Raw genomic sequence first — 16,658 nt, forward strand, 5'->3', positions numbered from 1 at the left:
ACCAGTGACCTGCTGTTCGTCCGTCACACATCAGAACCGGAGTTACCCGCGCATGCCCTCCAGACTCACCAGGATTTCCGTGTGTACCGTCGCGCTCGCCGCCGCCGGGAGCGCCTTCTACGGCGTCGGCGCCGCCACCGCCGACAACTCGGTCCCGAGGACCGACAAGGAAATCCCGAACATCACCAAGGTCGAAGACAGCATCAACGCCTTCTACGGCGGCAAGGCCGACGCCTCGGGTGCCTACCAGGCGTCGCCCACCAGCAACTACGCCAAGCAGGTCAAGGGCATCGAGACCAAGGCGAAGCGGCAGATCGCCGATGCCGCCCGCCACACCGCGCACGGCCGCAAGCCCGCCATCGTGCTCGACGTGGACGACACGACCCTGCTGACCTACGACTACGAGAAGAAGAACGGCTTCGCCTACAACGCGAAGGCCTTCGACGACTACGTCCAGAGCGCCCAGTCGGTCGCCGTCTTCGGGATGCCGGACGTCGTCAACTACGCCGCGAAGAAGGGCGTCACGGTCTTCTTCCTGACCGGCCGCGCCGAGACCCAGCGCACCGCGTCGGCGGTGAACCTCACCAAGGCCGGGTACGGCGTACCGGTCGACAAGGCGCACTTCTACCTGCAGGACAAGACCTCCACGCCGTCCTACCTGAGCTGCGCCTCGCCGACCTGGAGCTGCACCACGGTCCAGTTCAAGTCGGGCACCAGGAAGCACATCGAATCGCTCGGCTACACCATCGTGGCCAACTTCGGGGACCAGTACTCCGACCTCAGCGGCGGGTTCGCCGACAAGACGTACAAGCTCCCGAACCCGATGTACTTCCTGCCCTGACGCAGCACACCGGTCCCGGCGTCAGCCTGTCGGCGCCGGGACCGGCCGCGCCGCGCCCGCCTTCTCGTACCGCAGCGCCAGCCCCGTCACGACCGCGCCGGTCCCTTCCCACAGGCCCACGCCCAGGAAGCCGGCCGGGGCGCGGCCGGTGACGACCGCGGTGGTGAAGACCGCGAAGGTCAGCAGCCGGAACGGGACCGTCCAGCGGAAGAACGCCTTCCAGTCGGCGAGCGCGGCCAGCACGTAGTACACGCCCATGTTGACCGCCGCCATCGACGAGGCCGTGATGAAGGTCCGGGTGTAGTCCGAGCCGGGGCGGCGGGACACCGGTACGGAGTGGAAGCCCAGCATCTTCAACAGCGCGTCGGGCGAGACCAGTCCGGCCACGCCGAGTACCGCGGCGAGCACGCCGAAGACCGCCATGGTCCAGCCGGACGGGGAACGGGGCAGTCGTATGGCCATGGCGGCACCCTATGCGTGACGCCCGCGCGGTGATCACCGAACGGAAACTTCCGCTGTGATCAACGACCGGCAGTTGCCGCGGTGATCGCCGACCGGCCACTGCCGCGCGGTGATCACGGACCGGCCACTGCCGCCGTGATCACCGAGCAGCCAGTTCTCCGGCAGTTACCGAGCAGCCACTTCTCCAGCGGTCACCGCGTGGCTACCTCTTCAGCGCCGCCGCCATCATCTTCTGTGCGACCGGCGCCGCCAGACCGTTGCCGCTGATCTCGGCGCGCGTCGCGTTCGAATCCTCTACGAGCACCGCCACCGCCACCTCCTTGCCGGTCGCCTTGTCCTTCGCGTACGACGTGAACCAGGCGTACGGGGCCTGGCTGTTGTTCTCGCCGTGCTGCGCCGTGCCCGTCTTGCCGCCCACCTCGGCGCCGCCGACCTTGGCGTTGGAGCCCGTTCCGTCCTCGACGACGGTCACCATCGCGCTGCGCAACTGCGCGGCGGTGGACTGGGAGACGATCCGACGGGACGCCGGCTTACCGTACGACTGAAGGGTGTTGCCGTCCCCGTCCGTCACCTTCGAGACCATGTGCGGGGTGGTCAGCACCCCGCCGTTGGCCAGGGTCGACGACACCATCGCCATCTGGAGCGGCGTGGCGGTCACATCGAACTGGCCGATGCCGGTGAGCGCCGTCTGCGCCTGGTCCATGCCGGACGGGTAGATGCTCGGCCACGCCCGCACCGGCACGTCCTGCTTGGTGTCGTTGAAGCCGAACTTCTCCGCCATCGCCTTCAGCTTGGCCTGACCCAGATCGTCGGCCAGCTTCCCGAAGACGTTGTTGCAGGAGTACTGGAGCGCGGTGCGGAGCGTCGCGTTCTCACAGGGGGCCGACGCGCTCTCGTTCTTCAGATCCGTGGTCGTACCCGGCAGGCGGTACGGGTTCGGGCTGTCCGTCTTCTCGTCGACCGACGAGAACAGCCCGTTCTCCAGCGCCGCCGACGCGACCACCAGTTTGAAGGTGGAGCCGGGCGGCAGCGGCTGGCGCAGCGCCCGGTTGAGCATCGGCTGGCTCTTGTCGCCGGTCAGCTGCTTCCAGGCGGCGCCGTCCGTCGTCCCGCTGATCTTCGACGGGTCGTACGAGGGCGTGGAGACCATCCCGAGGATCTCGCCCGACTTCGGATCGATGGCGACGGCCGCGCCCTTCTTGTCGCCGAGCGCCCGGTACCCCGCCTTCTGCACCGCGGGATCGATCGTGGTCAGCACGTCACCGGGGGCCGTCTGCTTGCCGGTGAGTGCCTGCACCGGGTTCTTCAGCCGGTCGTCGGTGCCGTCGAGCACGCTGCTGTAGAGGCTTTCGAGCTGCGTCGACCCGTAGGCCTGCGAGCTGTATCCGGTGACGGCCGCATAGAGGTCGCCGTCGGTGTACGTGCGTTTGTAGGCGAGGTCATCGCTGTCCGTCCGCTTCGATCCGGTGACCGCGGAACCGCCCACGACGATGTCGCCGAGCGGCTGCGCGTACTGCGCGATCGTGGTCCGCCGGTTGTGCTTGTTGTCCGCGAGCGCCTGGGTCTCGAACGCCTGCAGCCAGGTCGCCCGCGCCAGCAGCGCGAGGACGAGGAGCAGGCAGAAGACCGAGGTGCGCCTGATTGTCTTGTTCATCCCGTGTGGAGACGAACGGAGCCGGGTGTGCCGTTCCCGGGCCTCGATTTTTTCAGCCGGCTCTCATCTGCGGGGGCCGCCTCCGGTCCGCCCGGTCCGTCCCCACCGCCCGGTCCGTCCGGTCCGGGCGGCGGGGACGGGTCTCGTCCCGGCAGGTCTCATCCCGGCAGGGTGAACAGCAGCTCGTCGGTCTCCGCCCCGCGGGAGTGCGCGAAGTCCCGGTTCCGGCCGGTGACGACGAAACCGCACTTCTCCAGCACCCGGGCCGAGCCCGGGTTGTCGGCGGCGGCGCGGGCGTACAGGGGCCGCTCGGGGACCAGGGCGAGCAGCGCGCGCAGCGCGGCGGTCGCGAGGCCCCTGCCCCAGTGGGCCCGCCCGATCGTGTAGGTGACCGAGCGCTCCTCGGGCGGCCCGTACACCGCGGTGTGGCCGACGACCGCACCGTCGGCGAGCACGGTACGCAGGACGGCGTCCGAGGCGCGGATCCGCTTCCAGTGCGCGTCGAAGTACGCCCGGTCCGTGGGGTCCTCGCAGGTGAAGGCCGCCATATGGTTCGAGACGGGGTCGCTCATGTGCGCGAAGATCACCGGCAGGTCCGCGTCCTCGACCGCGCGCAGGACGATGTCCATCAGAGCCTCCGGGTGGCGAGGGTCAGCCGGTCGCGGGCGTCGAAGAGTGCGTCCTTGACCATCTGCTCGTGCGCCGGGGTGAGCCGGGCGACCGGTACCGAGCAGCTGATCGCGTCGCGCGCCGGGGTGCGGTACGGGATCGCGACGCCGAAGCAGCGCAGCCCCAGGGTGTTCTCCTCGCGGTCGACCGCGTACCCCTGCTCGCGGATGAGGTGCAGTTCCTCGATGAGCTTCTCGCGGTCGGTGATCGTGTGCTCGGTCAGCTGCGCCATGGTCTCCGGCAGCATCTTGCGGACCTGCTCGTCGCTGTGGGTGGCGAGCAGCGCCTTGCCCAGCGACGTCGAGTGGGCGGGCAGTCGGCGGCCGACGCGGGTGAACGGGCGCAGATAGTGCTGCGACTGGCGGGTGGCGAGGTAGACGACGTTCGTGCCGTCGAGGCGGGCGAGGTGGATGGTCTCCGTGGTGTCGTCGGAGAGCCGGTCCAGGGTGGCGCGGGCCGCCGCCACGACCTCGTCGCCGTCGATGTACGACGTGCCGACGAGCAGGGCGCGTACGCCGATGCCGTACCGCGTGCCGGTCGCGTCGGTCTCCACCCAGCCCAGCTCCACCAGGGTGCGCAGCAGCATGTAGAGGCTGGATTTGGGGTAGCCGACCGCCTCCTGGACGGCCGCCAGGGAGTGCATGCCGGGCCGCCCGGCGAAGTACTCCAGCAACTCGACCGTCCGCACCGCGGACTTGACCTGCGCCCCACCTGCTGTCTCGGCAGTCGACATTCGACCCTGCCCCTCTTGTCAATGCTGAACGCGCGTTATTAGAGTTCCAGGAGAGTTCATGATCTGGAACTGTGTTCAGAATACCGAACAACTTTACCGAACAAGTCATGCTGTGCGGCAGTGGATCTGGAAGGACGTTCGCGGTGGCAGCAACACCAGTCTGGAGTGTCGACCCCCGAACCGGGAAGCAGCGCGAACAGGTCGCGCTGGAGGCCACGGCGGGTGAGGTGGACCAGGCGGTCCGCGCCGCCCACGCCGTGCGTGCGACGCTCGCCGACCGTAGGGTACGGGCCGCGCTGCTGCGCACCGCCGCCGACCTGCTCGACGAAGCGGCGCCGCAGGTCATCGAGGCGGCCGACGCGGAGAGCGCGCTCGGCCCCGGCCGGCTCACGGGCGAACTCGCCCGCACCACGGCCCAGTTCAGGGCCTTCGCCGACGTCATCGACGAAGGCTTCTTCCTCGACATCCGCATCGACCACCCGGACCCCGGCGCCATACCGCCCCGGCCCGACCTGCGCCGGTACAAGCTGCCGCTGGGAGTCGTCGCGGTCTACGCGGCGAGCAACTTCCCGCTGGCCTTCTCGGTACCCGGCGGGGACACCGCGAGCGCGCTCGCGGCCGGCTGCCCGGTCGTGGTCAAGGCCCACCCGGACCACCCCGCCACCTCCGAACTGTGCGTCGCCGTGCTGCACCGGGCCGCCGAGCAGGTCGGACTGCCCGCCGCGGTGATCTCCGTGGTGCACGGCTTCGACGCCGGTGTCGCGCTGGTCAAGCACCCGCTGGTCGCCGCCGCCGGCTTCACCGGCTCGGTACGGGGCGGCCGGGCCCTCTTCGACGCGGCAGCCGCCAGGCCCGTGCCGATCCCCTTCCACGGCGAGCTCGGCTCGCTCAACCCGGTCGTGGTGACCGAGGCCGCGGCTGCCGAGCGCGCCGAGGAGATCGGCGCCGGCCTCGCGGGCTCCGTCACCCAGGGCGTCGGCCAGTTCTGCGTGAAGCCCGGCTTCGTCCTCGTCCCCGGCGGAGCGGCCGGTGACACCCTCGTGAAGGCGCTGACCGACGCGGTCAGCGACAGCGAAGCCGGAGTCCTCCTCGACCACCGGATGCGCGACAACTTCCTCGCGGGGGTACGCGAACGGGCCGCGCTCACCGGGGTCGACGCACCGGTCACCCCCGGCGCGGGCAGCGACCACACCGTGAGCGCGGGCTTCCTGACGCTGCCCGCCGCGCTGCTCGCCGCGGACGGCGAGCACGACCTGCTCCTCGAAGAGTGCTTCGGCCCGGTGACGGTCGTCGCCCGCTACGAATCGGCCGACGAGATCGCCGCGGTGCTCTCCCGGCTCCCCGGCAACCTGACGGCGACCCTCCAGGTGTCCGCCGCCGAGGCCGCCGGCGAAGGCGGCGCCGCCGCGCTGCTCGCCGAACTCACCCCGCTCGCCGGGCGTGTCCTGGTCAACGGCTGGCCGACCGGCGTCGCGGTCGCCCCCGCACAGCACCACGGCGGCCCCTACCCGGCCTCCACCTCCACCTCCACCTCGGTCGGCGGCACCGCGATCGAGCGCTGGCTGCGCCCGGTCGTGTACCAGACGACGCCGGAGGCGCTGCTCCCGCCGGAACTGCGCGAGGCCAACCCGCTGGGCCTGCCGCGGCGCATCAACGGGCTGCCGGAATGAACCGGCTCCCGGAACTGCCCTTCCCGCTGAGCCCGTACGGCCCGCAGGCCCCCTGGTCGTACGGCTCAGGGGTGCTCTCGGTCCGTGCGGGAGCGCGCCAGGACCTGTTCGTACCACCGGCGGGCGACTCCCTGGATCCCGCGTCCGACGCGCCCCGGCTGCTCGGCACGCCGCCGCCGGGCGACTTCCAGCTGATCGCCAGAGTGGCGGTCGGTTTCGTCGGCGCGGGCGACGCGGGCGCCCTCTACCTGCACGTGGGCGACCGCGAGTGGGCCAAGCTCTGCCTCGAACTCTCCCCGGACACCCCCACGATCTGCTCGGTCGTGACCCGTGGGTACTCCGACGACGTCAACTCCTCGGTGGTGGAGGGCGACAGTGTCTGGCTGCGGATCAGCCGCACGGGCAGTGCGTTCGCCTTCCACGCGTCGCCGGACGGTGAGCGCTGGACGTTCGTCCGGGTCTTCGCGCTCGGTGACGCCGCAGCCGCCCGGATCGGCTTCCTGGCGCAGTCGCCGGAGGCCGACGGCTGCGCGGTGACCTTCGACTCCGTCGCGTACCGGGCGTACGCGCCCAAGGGGCTGCGCGACGGCAGCTGACGCGCGGGCGGCCGGGCTGCAACTGTGCCCCGGCCGCCCGCGTCCTTCCCCTCATGATCCGAATTGCTGGTCCCGAAGACATCGACACGATCGCCACCTTTCACGCTGCCGCCCGCGCGACGTACTACGAGGGGCACCTCCCGGTGGCCGAGTACGCGGGCCCCGACGTGCTGTCCCAGGTCCGCGAGGGCTGGGTCCGGGCCGTGGCGCGGCAGGACGGCGGTGTGCTCTGCGCGGAGGACGGGGGTGTCGTCTCCGGGGTCGCGGCCTTCCGCGTCATCGACGGGGCCATGACCCTCACCCAGTTCCATGTCGCTCCGGCGCGCTGGGGCAAGGGCATCGGCAGCGCCCTGCACACCGCGGTGGTGACCGCCTGGCAGCAGACCGGAGTGCCCGGGGCGCGGCTCACCGTGTTCGAGCACAATCTGCGCGCCCAGCGCTTCTACACCCGGCACGGCTGGCAGCAGGACGCCACCGTGCTCCGGGGACCCGGCGACGACCACATCACGATGCTGCTGACCGTCCCGGCCGCCGGGAGCGCCGGGGAATGCGCCGGTACCCCGCCACGTTGACCAGGTGCGCGGGGCCTCCCGCGCGTCACGATCCTGGAGAGATGAAGAACATGCGCGTCGAGATCTGGAGCGACATCGCCTGCCCCTGGTGCTACGTGGGCAAGGCGCGGTTCGAGAAGGCGCTGGCCGCCTTCCCGCACCGGGACCAGGTCGAGGTGGTGCACCGTTCCTTCGAGCTCGACCCGGGCCGCGCGAAGGGCGACGCCGCCCCCGTGATCGAGATGCTCGGCAAGAAGTACGGGCTCACCGCGGAGCAGGCCCAGGAGGCCGAGAACAACATCGCCGCCAACGCCGGAGCCGAGGGGCTCGGCTACCGCACCGAGGGCCGTGACCACGGGAACACCTTCGACATGCACCGGCTGCTGCACTTCGCCAAGGAACAGGGCCGCCAGGACGAGCTGATCGGGCTGCTCTACCGGGCGAACTTCGCCGACGAGCAGTCCGTCTTCGGAAGCGACGAGCACCTGGTGGAGCTCGCCGCCGAAGCGGGCCTCGACGCCGGCGCGGCCCGCACGGTGCTGGCCGACCCCACCGCGTACGCCGACGCGGTACGGGACGACGAGCGCGAGGCGGCCGAACTGGGCGCGAACGGCGTGCCGTTCTTCGTACTCGACCGCGCCTTCGGCGTCTCCGGCGCCCAGCCCGCCGAGGTCTTCACCCAGGCGCTCGGCCAGGCCTGGGACGCCAAGCCCCGGCTGACGGCGGTCAGCGGGGACGGCGAGGTCTGCGGGCCGGACGGGTGCGACGTTCCGCAGACCGGCGGCCAGGCATAGGGGTCTTTCGTTTGGATCACCCCGCGAGCCCGGCGTGATCCAAACGAGAGGCTAAGGGCTGTCCCGTAATTCCTGGCGGGCGCACGACGACAGCTACGGCACCTCGCGGCGTTGTCGGAACGCCCGAATACATCCAGTATTCGGGCGCCCCTCCGCCTTGCGATGCACCGCATCTGACGCCGTGCACTGATCCACCAGGAATTACGGGACAGCCCTTAGGCGTCCCTTCGCGGTACCCGGCGGCTCTTCGCGATGGACGGAGAGCCGCCGGGGCCGCAGAGTGGTGCCCATGGAGACCTCGGCAGAGACCTTGGCAGGCGTGGAATTCGCGCCTCGGACGACCTATCTGAACACCGCGAGCACCGGGCTGCTCCCGGCCCGTACCGTCGCCGCGATGCACGCGGCGGTGACGGCGGCCTCCGTGGGCAGCCCGCCCGACATGTTCGCCGATGTGGAGGCCTCCCGCGCCTCCTTCGCCCGGCTCGCCGGAGTCCCGGTGTCCCGGGTGGCGGCCGGGGCTTCCGTCGCCGTCTACGCGGGACTGATCGCCGCCTCGCTCTCCGAGGGGGCCGAAGTCCTGGTCGCCGAGGGGGAGTTCAGCTCGCTGGTGAACCCCTTCGTCGTACGGGGCGACCTCAAGGTGCGCAGTGTGCCGCTGGAGTCGCTGGCGGACGCGGTACGCCCGGAAACCGCGCTCGTCGCGGTCAGCGCCGTGCAGTCGGCCGACGGGCGGCTCGCCGATCTCGCCGCGGTCCGGGCCGCCGCCCGCGCCCACGGCGCCCGTACCCTCGTGGACGCCTCGCAGTCGGCGGGCTGGCTGCCGCTCACCGCCGCCGAGGACGACTACACGGTGGCCGTCGCCTTCAAATGGCTGACCTGCCCGCGCGGAGTCACCTTCCTGGTGGTCCCCGAGGACCTGGGTGGGCTGACCCCGGTCTTCGCGGGCTGGGTCGCGGGGGAGGAGCCCTGGGACAGCTGTTACGGGCCGGTGGCCGAACTCGCCCACTCCGCACGGCGGTTCGACGAGAGCCCGGCCCTTTTCTCGTACACCGGGGCGCGGCACTCCCTCGCGTTGATCGAGGAGATCGGCCCCGCCGTGATCGGGCGTCACGACGTCGCGCTCGCCGACCGGTTCCGGGCGGGCCTCGACCGCACGGGGCAGCAGTTCGTCGCCGCCCCCGGCTCGGCGATCGTCTCGGTGCCGGGGCTCGGCCACCGCCAGGAGGAGCTCGGCCGGGCGGGCGTCGCGCTCTCCGACCGCGCGGGCAATCTGCGCGCCGCCTTCCACCTCTACAACACGGCAGCCGACGTCGACCGGCTGCTGGACGTCCTCGCCGGCTGACCGCCGGGGCGCCCGGAGCGGTACGGGATCAGTGCTGCCGCGGCTGCACGGACCATCCCGCGCTCGGCGGCTGACGCAGGAGAGGGGGACGGCACCCGGTGCCGTCCCCCTCTTCATGCACGTCGGCTCACTTCACCGGCGTGAAGTCCCGTGCCCCGATGAACTCCGGGCGCCGGACAGGAGCCGCGAACGGCTCCACCGCCGCGTTCTCCACGCTGTTGAAGACGATGAAGACGTTGCTGCGCGCGTACGGCGTGATGTTGTCGCCCGAGCCGTGCATGCAGTTGCAGTCGAACCAGGTCGCTGAACCGGCCCGGCCCGTGAAGAGCCTGATGCCGTGGGCGTCCGCCATCCGCGTCAGTGCCGCGTCCGACGGGGTGCCCGCGTCCTGCATCTGGAGCGACTTCTTGTAGTTGTCCTTCGGCGTCGCGCCCGCGCACCCCAGGAAGTGCTGGTGCGAACCCGGCATGATCATCAAGCCGCCGTTGGTGTCGAAGTTCTCGGTCAGCGCGATCGAGACCGACACGGCCCGCATGTTGGCCAGACCGTCCTCGGCGTGCCAGGTCTCGAAGTCCGAGTGCCAGTAGAAGCCACTGGCGCCGAATCCCGGCTTGACGTTGATCCGGGACTGGTGGACGTAGACGTCCGAGCCGAGGATCTGCCGGGCCCGGCCCACCAGCCGTTCGTCCCGCACCAGCCGGGCGAAGACCTCGCTCAGCTTGTGCACCTCGAAGACCGACCGGACGTCCTGCGACTGCGGCTCGATGATGGACCGCTCGTCCGCGCGGACGTCCGGATCGGCGATCAGCCGGTCCAGTTCGGCGCGGTAGAGCGGCACTTCGTCGTCCCTGAGCAGCTGGTCGACGGTGAGGAACCCGTCCCGCTCGAAGCCCTGGAGCTCGGGCCCGGTGACCGGCCCCGCGGCTCCGGGCCGCGACCAGACCACCGGGTCCTGGCGGGGTGTGGTCACTTCACTCGTACCACGGGTCGGATAGAGATCCGCCCGGATATTGGTCAGTACGTCGGTCATGGCGGTCAGGCCTCCTCGGTCAGCAGCGGGTAGACGCCGTTCTCATCGTGGTCCTCCCGTCCGGTGACGGGCGGGTTGAACACGCAGACACAGTGGAAGTCGGTCCTCGGACGCAGGGTGTGCTTCTCGTGCCCGTTGAGCAGATACATGGTGCCGGGCTCGATCCAGTGGACCTCGCCGGTGTCGTCGTTGGTGAGCTCGGCCTCGCCCTTGGTGCAGAGCACGGCCTCGATGTGGTTCGCGTACCACATCGACGTCTCGGTCCCCGCGTACAGGATGGTCTCGTGGAGCGAGAAGCCGACCTGCTCCTTGGCGAGCACGATGCGCTTGCTCTCCCAGGTCCCGGACTTGGACCTGATGTGCCGGTCGGTTCCCTCGACATCCTTGAACGATCGGACAATCACGGTGAGTTGAACCTTTCTGTGCTACGGGTGCTGTCGTGTCAGGCGGTCTCGCGGACGGAGCGGGCCAGCGTGCTCAGACCCTCGTCCAGTTCTTCGGCGGAGATGGTCAGCGGCGGCAGCAGCTTCACCACCTCGCTCTCGGGACCCGAGGTCTCCAGGAGCAGACCGAGCTCGAAGGCGCGGCGGCAGACGGCGGTCGCGCGCGCCTTCTCCTGGAACTCGATGCCCCAGACCAGCCCGCGTCCGCGGAAGCTCACCCCGGCTCTGTCGTTCTCCTCGACGAGGGCGAGCAGCGCGCGCTCGACCTGCTCGCCGCGGGCGAGGGTCTGCCGCTCCATCTGGCCGTCGGCCCAGTACGTGTCGAGTGTGGCGGTGGCGGTGACGAACGCGGGGTTGTTGCCGCGGAAGGTGCCGTTGTGCTCGCCCGGCTCCCACACGTCCAGCTCGCCCTTGAACAGGCAGAGCGACATGGGCAGCCCGTAGCCGCTGATGGACTTCGACAGCGTGACGATGTCCGGGGTGATCCCGGCCTCCTCGAAGGAGAAGAAGCTGCCGGTACGGCCGCAGCCCATCTGGATGTCGTCGACGATCAGCAGCATGTCCTGGCGGCGGCAGAGCTCCTGGAGCTCCCGCAGCCACTCGGCGCGGGCGACATTGATGCCGCCCTCGCCCTGGACGGTCTCGACGATCACCGCGGCGGGCTTGTTCAGACCGGAGCCCTGGTCGTCGAGCAGCCGCTCGAACCACAGGAAGTCCGGGACCTGGCCCTCGAAGTAGTTGTCGAACGGCATCGGCGTGCCGTGGACCAGCGGGATACCGGCGCCGGCCCGCTTGAAGGCGTTGCCGGTGACGGCGAGCGAGCCCAGCGACATGCCGTGGAAGGCGTTGGTGAACGAGACGACGGACTCGCGGCCCTTCACCTTGCGGGCCAGCTTCAGCGCCGACTCGACTGCGTTGGTGCCCGTCGGGCCGGGGAACATCACCTTGTACGGCAGGTCACGCGGGCGCAGGATCACGTTCTGGAAGGTCTCCAGGAACGCGCGTTTGGCCGTGGTGGCCATGTCCAGGCCGTGGGTGATGCCGTCGCGCTCGATGTAGTCGATCAGCGCGCGCTTCAGTACCGGGTTGTTGTGGCCGTAGTTGAGCGCTCCGGCACCGGCGAAGAAGTCGAGGTAGGTGTGGCCGTCCTCGTCGTGGAGGTAGCTGCCCTGCGCGTGGTCGAACACGGCGGGCCAGCTGCGGCAGTAACTGCGCACTTCCGACTCAAGGGTCTCGAAGACACTGAGGGCAGGCGGGGTGATGGTCACAGCAGATCTCCTGGGATGAGGGATGTCAGTCAGGCCGAGACGGGGCTGATGCGGTACAGCACTTCCGGCTGGTGCGTCCCTTCGGGAAACAGTCCGCCGTCGAAGAGCACTTCACGTTCCAGGGATGCTCCGTGCCGCTCCGCGTACGAGCGGAAGAGCCGGTCGGAGGCGGAGTTGTCCGGGGCGACGGTGGTCTCTATCTCCCGGACCCGGCCGTCGGCGGTGACCTTGGCGGTCAACGCGTCCAGCATCAGTCCGGCGAGGCCGTGGCCACGGTGGGCCCGGTCGACGGCCACCTGCCAGACCACCAGGGCCTCGGGGCGGCTGGGACGCGCGTAGCCGGTGACGAAGCCGATGGGCTCGCCCGCGGAGTCGCGCGCCACCACGGAGGTCGCTGCGAAGTCACGACACCACAGCAGGTAGCTGTACGAGGAGTTGAGGTCGAGAACCTCGGAGTCGCGGGCAATACGCCAGATCGCGGCCCCGTCCTCCACTCGTGGAGTGTCTATCTCGTGGAATTCGCTACGGGCACGTACAAGGTCTTCTTGCGCGGCGGTCATGTCTGCAAAATTTACCCAGCAAATTCAAAAAATGCATTCGGGCGCAGGGTTGGCCAAATGCCCTGACCGGTGTTATCGCGCGGGCGCGGGTCTGGGCCGCTCCGGTCGCGAATATGGGTGATTTGTGGTGGAATAATTGGTCAAAGTGACCCCATTGTGGGGTCGGTCACATGTGTGTAACTGTCGCGAGACGTGTCTGAATTACGCTAGTCGAACTTGTTGAAAATACAGTGTTTAGGGTCCCGGAAAGCGGGCAGAAGAAAACGGGAAGCTGTACTGATAAACGTTAGAATTACGTATTGTTCAATTCTCGGCCAATAGAATTCCGTTAAAGGCGCGCCCAAGCCACGCCCAAGCCGCGCCCCGGGCGTGACCCGGGGCACGGACCGGACGGGTCTCAGGCGCTCTGCCAGGCCGCGGAGACCGCGCTGCGGGCCGCCTCCAGATCGACGGTCGCCCCCGTGCCGCCCAGTGCGGCACCCAGTGCGGCGAGCGAGGAGTGCACCACTCCCTGGGTGGCGTCCGGGCCGTAGTGATTGATTCGGATCATCTCCTTCGCCAGCGCCCCGCCGCCCGCGATCAGCGGCAGCGTCGGATCGGCGGCCAGCGCCTTCGCGACCAGTTCCGAGGCGTCGACCCCGGCCGGCGTGCGCAGTGTGGTGGCGACCGGGGCCGCGTCCCGGGCCTCGTGGACGTACGGCGCGAGACCGCCGCCCAGGGCGAGCGCACCGGCCCGGGTGGCCGAGGCCGCCCGCGCGTGCCGGTCCATCACCGAGGCCGGGCCCTCCGACTCGATCCGCTCCAGGCACGCCTGCAGCGCCAGCATCTCCAGCTGCGCCGGAGCGTGCGGCAGCGCCTTGCGGCCACTGTCGATCCAGCGCTCCTTCCAGTCCAGGAGCGAGAGGTACGAGCGGCGCGGGGCCTGCGGGTTCTCCGCGAACCGCTGCCAGGCACGCCCGCTCACCGCCACCGCCGAGACCCCGGCGGGGCCGCCCATGCCCTTCTGGGCGCCGATCACGCAGAGATCCACGCCCCAGGCGTCGGGCAGCAACGGCTCCGCACCCACCGAGGCGACCGCGTCGAGCATGAAGAGCGCTCCGTGGGCCCTGACGACCTCACCGATCTCCGCGACCGGGTTGGTGTTGCCGGTCGCCGCCTCGGCGTGTACGAGCGAGACGAAGTCGATCTCCGGCCGGGCCGCGAGGGCTTCGCGCACCTGCTCCGCGGTGACCGCGCTGTGGAAGGGCACGGCCAGATCGACCACGGTCACCCCGCAGTCGCGCAGCCAGTTGCCGAAGGTCTGGCCGTACGGACCTGTGATCACGTTCAGCGCGGTCGAGCCGGGCCGGGCTCCGGAACGGATGCAGCCCTCCAGGGGGAGCAGCGCCTCGCCCTGCATGATCACGACATCCTGCCGGGTGTCGAGCAGCGCGCCGACCTGCCGCTCGATCGCCGCGAACCGGGCGGGGGTGAGCGGGGCGAGGTCCAGGAAAGGATGGGTCACGGTGGTGCTCTCTTCGCGAGTACGTTCGGGCTGCCGGTCCGATGGTACTGAGGGGGGTCCGGGCGGATACCGGGCCGGATCGGCGAGCGCGCCGGGTGGGAGGCGGGCGGCGGCGCCGACCGGCGTCGTCCTAGGCTCGGCGCATGAGCGATCACGCGGTGCTGCATGTGAAGGGGCGGGTGCTCGTCGGGCCGGAGGAGGTCCGGGACGAGTTGTGGGTGGTCGGCGGCCGGATCACGTATGTGCGCCCGGCCGCCGAAGCGGTCACCGTGGAGGGGTGGGTGCTGCCCGGTCTGGTCGACGCCCACTGCCACGTCGGGCTCGGCCCGCACGGCGCGGTCGACGAGGCGACCACCGAGAAGCAGGCGCTGACCGAGCGGGAGGCCGGGGCGCTGCTGCTGCGCGACGCGGGCTCGCCGTCCGACACCCACTGGATCGACGACCGCGACGACCTCCCGAAGATCATCCGCGCGGGCCGGCACATCGCGCGCACCCGTCGCTACATCCGGGGCTTCGCCCATGAGATCGAGCCGGGGGACCTGGTCGAGTACGTCGGCAGGGAGGCGCGCGCGGGCGACGGCTGGGTCAAACTCGTCGGGGACTGGATCGACCGGGAGACCGGTGACCTGTCGGCCTGTTGGCCGCGCGGCGAGGTGGAGGCGGCGATCGCGGAGGCGCACCGGCTCGGCGCCCGGGTCACCGCGCACTGCTTCGCCGAGGACTCGCTGCGGGATCTCGTGGAGGCCGGGATCGACTGTATCGAGCACGCCACCGGGCTGACCGAGGAGACGATCCCGCTGTTCGCCGAACGGGGCGTCGCGATCGTCCCGACACTGGTCAACATCGCCACCTTCCCGCAGCTCGCCGCGGGCGGCGACGCCAAGTACCCGCGCTGGTCGGCGCACATGAGGCGGCTGCACGAGCGCCGTTACGACACGGTGCGCGCCGCGTTCGACGCGGGCGTCCCGGTGTATGTCGGTACGGACGCGGGCGGCTCCCTGCCGCACGGTCTGGTCGCGGCAGAGGCGGCGGAGCTGGCGAAGGCGGGCCTTCCGGTGGCCGATGTGCTCTCCGCGGCGGCCTGGGGGGCGCGGGAGTGGCTGGGGCGGCCGGGGCTCGTCGAAGGGGCGCCCGCCGACCTCGTGGTGTACGGCGAGGATCCGCGCGAGGACGTGCGGGTGCTGGCGGCGCCGCGACGGGTGGTGCTCGACGGGCGGGTGCGCGCCTGACGGGCGGGGTGCGCGCCTGAGGGCCGGGGCTCGAACGGTCAGGGCCCGGCGTCAGGTTGACCAGGGCGTGACGCGATGCGCGCGCCTCTCGTTGTACCGCTTCAGGCATGTGTCCCCGCACCGGCCGGTGCGTCACTCCGGGGTGTGACAGAAGGGGCAGACAGGAACGCCCGTGCCTCCAGATTCGAATACGAGCGCGGAAACGCCACTTTGGAGTGAACTCACGTCGGGTTGCTGCCCGTTCACCCTCAGTGCGTAAAGATTCCCCTGTCTCGGTCGCCGGCGCACTCACGAAGTCCCCGTGAGGTGCGCCCCCGGCGACGTCATGTCTCTTGTGGGGGTTCCACCGCCTTGAACAGCAATACCTTCCGTATGCCCGCACGCCGCACGGCCGCCGCCTTCGTCGTGGCCGCGCTGACCGCAGGATCCGCGGCGCTCCTCGCCGCGGCCCCGGCGCAGGCGACCACCGGCAGTGACGGAAAGGCGAGCGCTGTCGTGCTCCGTACCGGGCTCGACGTCTCGCTGCTCAACAAGACCGTCGACCTGCCGCTCGCGCTCTCGCTCAACGAGGTGCGGGCCCCGGCGACTGCCGAAAAGACCGCGCTGACCGCGAAGTTGGACGGAGTCGACCAGGGCCGCCCCTTCAGCCTGCTGCGCGCCGACGTCGCCACGGCCAGAGCCACCGCCGACAAGCACCGTGCCGAGGGGTACGCCAACATCGCCCGCGCGTCCGTCCATGTCCCCGGGCTGCCGCTGCTCTCGCTGATCGAGGTCGAGCAGGTCACGTCGAAGGCCGTCTGCGAGACGGGCAAGCGGCCGAAGGCCGAGTCGAACGTCCTCGGCCATGTGACGGTGCTCGGCAAGCGGATCACGCTCTCCGCCGGTGGCACGACCGAGGTCCATGTGCCCGCCGTCGGCGACGTGACCCTCGACCTCTCGAAGACCGCCACCACCTCCCGTACGGCCGCGGCCACCGCGCTGCGGCTGAAGGTGTCGGTGAACCCGCTGAAGCTGAACGTCGCAGACGTCCAGGGCGAGATCACTCTCGCGCAGGCGACCTGCACGTCGCCGAAGGCCGCACCGGCCCCGACCCCGCACCCCACCGGACACCGGGCCGAGCCCGTCCCCGGGGTGACGGCCCAGAACGCGGCCGACCCGAAGCCGGCGACCGAGCCGGCCAAGCAGAACCTCGCGGAGACCGGCGGCAGTTCCATGACGCCGTACATCGCGGGCGGCGCCGCGGTCCTGGTGCTGGCAGGCGGGGGCGCGCTCGTGATGGCGCGCGGACGCAGCCGTAACAAGGCCTGACATG

The 16,658-nt window shown here is 70.5% G+C and carries 17 protein-coding genes; 8 read left to right on the forward strand and 9 right to left on the reverse strand.

The features are described from left to right. Nucleotides 1–52 precede the first annotated feature (52 nt). Nucleotides 53–841, forward strand: coding sequence for an HAD family acid phosphatase (locus NBY69_RS25895; protein WP_250303905.1), 789 nt, complete (start codon nt 53–55; stop codon nt 839–841). A 21-nt stretch (nt 842–862) separates the two neighbouring features. Here the strand turns inward: NBY69_RS25895 and NBY69_RS25900 are convergent, their stop codons facing one another. From NBY69_RS25900 to NBY69_RS25915, 4 genes are all read right to left on the reverse strand, one after another. Next, complete coding sequence (locus NBY69_RS25900; protein ID WP_250303906.1) at nt 863–1,303, reverse strand: hypothetical protein; 441 nt, start codon at nt 1,301–1,303, stop codon at nt 863–865. Nucleotides 1,304–1,505: 202 nt separating this feature from the next. After that, the gene (locus tag NBY69_RS25905) at nt 1,506–2,957 is read right to left on the reverse strand and encodes a penicillin-binding protein 2 (protein WP_250303907.1); all 1,452 of its coding nucleotides are present in this window, start codon (nt 2,955–2,957) and stop codon (nt 1,506–1,508) included. A 158-nt stretch (nt 2,958–3,115) separates the two neighbouring features. Then, on the reverse strand, nt 3,116–3,586 hold the full coding sequence (locus NBY69_RS25910) for a GNAT family N-acetyltransferase (protein WP_250303908.1): 471 nt from the start codon (nt 3,584–3,586) through the stop codon (nt 3,116–3,118). Beyond that, nucleotides 3,586–4,359 (reverse strand): IclR family transcriptional regulator, encoded by a 774-nt coding sequence (locus NBY69_RS25915; protein ID WP_250303909.1) that lies wholly within the window; start codon nt 4,357–4,359, stop codon nt 3,586–3,588. Before NBY69_RS25915 ends, NBY69_RS25910 begins: the two co-directional genes overlap by 1 nt. 143 nt (nt 4,360–4,502) lie before the next feature. Here NBY69_RS25915 and NBY69_RS25920 point away from each other — a divergent pair, with 143 nt between their 5' ends. From NBY69_RS25920 to NBY69_RS25940, 5 genes are all read left to right on the forward strand, one after another. After that, on the forward strand, nt 4,503–6,029 hold the full coding sequence (locus NBY69_RS25920; protein WP_250303910.1) for an aldehyde dehydrogenase (NADP(+)): 1,527 nt from the start codon (nt 4,503–4,505) through the stop codon (nt 6,027–6,029). After that, entirely contained in the window at nt 6,026–6,625 is a 600-nt protein-coding gene (locus NBY69_RS25925) for a DUF1349 domain-containing protein (RefSeq protein ID WP_250303911.1), read from the forward strand. The genes NBY69_RS25920 and NBY69_RS25925 overlap by 4 nt, the downstream gene beginning before the upstream one ends. Before the next feature lie 53 nt (nt 6,626–6,678). Further along, nucleotides 6,679–7,197, forward strand: coding sequence for a GNAT family N-acetyltransferase (locus NBY69_RS25930; protein ID WP_250303912.1), 519 nt, complete (start codon nt 6,679–6,681; stop codon nt 7,195–7,197). Between the two features lie 50 nt (nt 7,198–7,247). Further along, a complete protein-coding gene (locus NBY69_RS25935; RefSeq protein WP_250304053.1) occupies nt 7,248–7,970 on the forward strand; it encodes a DsbA family oxidoreductase in 723 nt (240 codons plus the stop codon). A 289-nt stretch (nt 7,971–8,259) separates the two neighbouring features. After that, entirely contained in the window at nt 8,260–9,312 is a 1,053-nt protein-coding gene (locus NBY69_RS25940; protein WP_250303913.1) for an aminotransferase class V-fold PLP-dependent enzyme, read from the forward strand. Nucleotides 9,313–9,439: 127 nt separating this feature from the next. Here the strand turns inward: NBY69_RS25940 and thpD are convergent, their stop codons facing one another. From thpD to NBY69_RS25965, 5 genes are all read right to left on the reverse strand, one after another. Further along, nucleotides 9,440–10,342, reverse strand: a complete 903-nt coding sequence (gene thpD / locus NBY69_RS25945) for an ectoine hydroxylase (protein ID WP_250303914.1) — start codon at nt 10,340–10,342, stop codon at nt 9,440–9,442. 5 nt (nt 10,343–10,347) lie between these two features. Continuing rightward, complete coding sequence (locus NBY69_RS25950) at nt 10,348–10,746, reverse strand: ectoine synthase (RefSeq protein WP_250303915.1); 399 nt, start codon at nt 10,744–10,746, stop codon at nt 10,348–10,350. Between the two features lie 38 nt (nt 10,747–10,784). Next, the gene (gene ectB, locus NBY69_RS25955) at nt 10,785–12,053 is read right to left on the reverse strand and encodes a diaminobutyrate--2-oxoglutarate transaminase (RefSeq protein WP_250303916.1); all 1,269 of its coding nucleotides are present in this window, start codon (nt 12,051–12,053) and stop codon (nt 10,785–10,787) included. 29 nt (nt 12,054–12,082) lie between these two features. Next, entirely contained in the window at nt 12,083–12,613 is a 531-nt protein-coding gene (gene ectA / locus NBY69_RS25960) for a diaminobutyrate acetyltransferase (RefSeq protein ID WP_250303917.1), read from the reverse strand. Nucleotides 12,614–13,010: 397 nt separating this feature from the next. Beyond that, complete coding sequence (locus tag NBY69_RS25965; protein ID WP_250303918.1) at nt 13,011–14,117, reverse strand: alanine--glyoxylate aminotransferase family protein; 1,107 nt, start codon at nt 14,115–14,117, stop codon at nt 13,011–13,013. Nucleotides 14,118–14,260: 143 nt separating this feature from the next. On the opposite strand from NBY69_RS25965, the gene NBY69_RS25970 reads away from it, so the two are divergent. After that, entirely contained in the window at nt 14,261–15,346 is a 1,086-nt protein-coding gene (locus tag NBY69_RS25970) for an amidohydrolase family protein (RefSeq protein ID WP_250303919.1), read from the forward strand. Nucleotides 15,347–15,697: 351 nt separating this feature from the next. Then, nucleotides 15,698–16,654: an SCO1860 family LAETG-anchored protein gene (locus NBY69_RS25975; RefSeq protein WP_374211340.1), complete on the forward strand. Its 957-nt coding sequence runs from the start codon at nt 15,698–15,700 to the stop codon at nt 16,652–16,654. Nucleotides 16,655–16,658: the final 4 nt, after the last annotated feature.

Origin of the sequence: Streptomyces sp. A 4/2, assembly GCF_940670765.1 — a bacterium.
Classification (GTDB): domain Bacteria; phylum Actinomycetota; class Actinomycetes; order Streptomycetales; family Streptomycetaceae; genus Streptomyces.

Coding starts and splice junctions, on each gene's coding strand:
- ectA (WP_250303917.1), bottom strand. CDS start 12,613: ATGACCGCCGCGCAAGAAGACCTTGTACGTGCCCGTAGCGAATTCCAC.
- NBY69_RS25925 (WP_250303911.1), top strand. CDS start 6,026: ATGAACCGGCTCCCGGAACTGCCCTTCCCGCTGAGCCCGTACGGCCCG.
- NBY69_RS25930 (WP_250303912.1), top strand. CDS start 6,679: ATGATCCGAATTGCTGGTCCCGAAGACATCGACACGATCGCCACCTTT.
- NBY69_RS25935 (WP_250304053.1), top strand. CDS start 7,248: ATGCGCGTCGAGATCTGGAGCGACATCGCCTGCCCCTGGTGCTACGTG.
- NBY69_RS25915 (WP_250303909.1), bottom strand. CDS start 4,359: ATGTCGACTGCCGAGACAGCAGGTGGGGCGCAGGTCAAGTCCGCGGTG.
- NBY69_RS25895 (WP_250303905.1), top strand. CDS start 53: ATGCCCTCCAGACTCACCAGGATTTCCGTGTGTACCGTCGCGCTCGCC.
- thpD (WP_250303914.1), bottom strand. CDS start 10,342: ATGACCGACGTACTGACCAATATCCGGGCGGATCTCTATCCGACCCGT.
- NBY69_RS25940 (WP_250303913.1), top strand. CDS start 8,260: ATGGAGACCTCGGCAGAGACCTTGGCAGGCGTGGAATTCGCGCCTCGG.
- NBY69_RS25970 (WP_250303919.1), top strand. CDS start 14,261: ATGAGCGATCACGCGGTGCTGCATGTGAAGGGGCGGGTGCTCGTCGGG.
- NBY69_RS25900 (WP_250303906.1), bottom strand. CDS start 1,303: ATGGCCATACGACTGCCCCGTTCCCCGTCCGGCTGGACCATGGCGGTC.
- NBY69_RS25910 (WP_250303908.1), bottom strand. CDS start 3,586: ATGGACATCGTCCTGCGCGCGGTCGAGGACGCGGACCTGCCGGTGATC.
- NBY69_RS25905 (WP_250303907.1), bottom strand. CDS start 2,957: ATGAACAAGACAATCAGGCGCACCTCGGTCTTCTGCCTGCTCCTCGTC.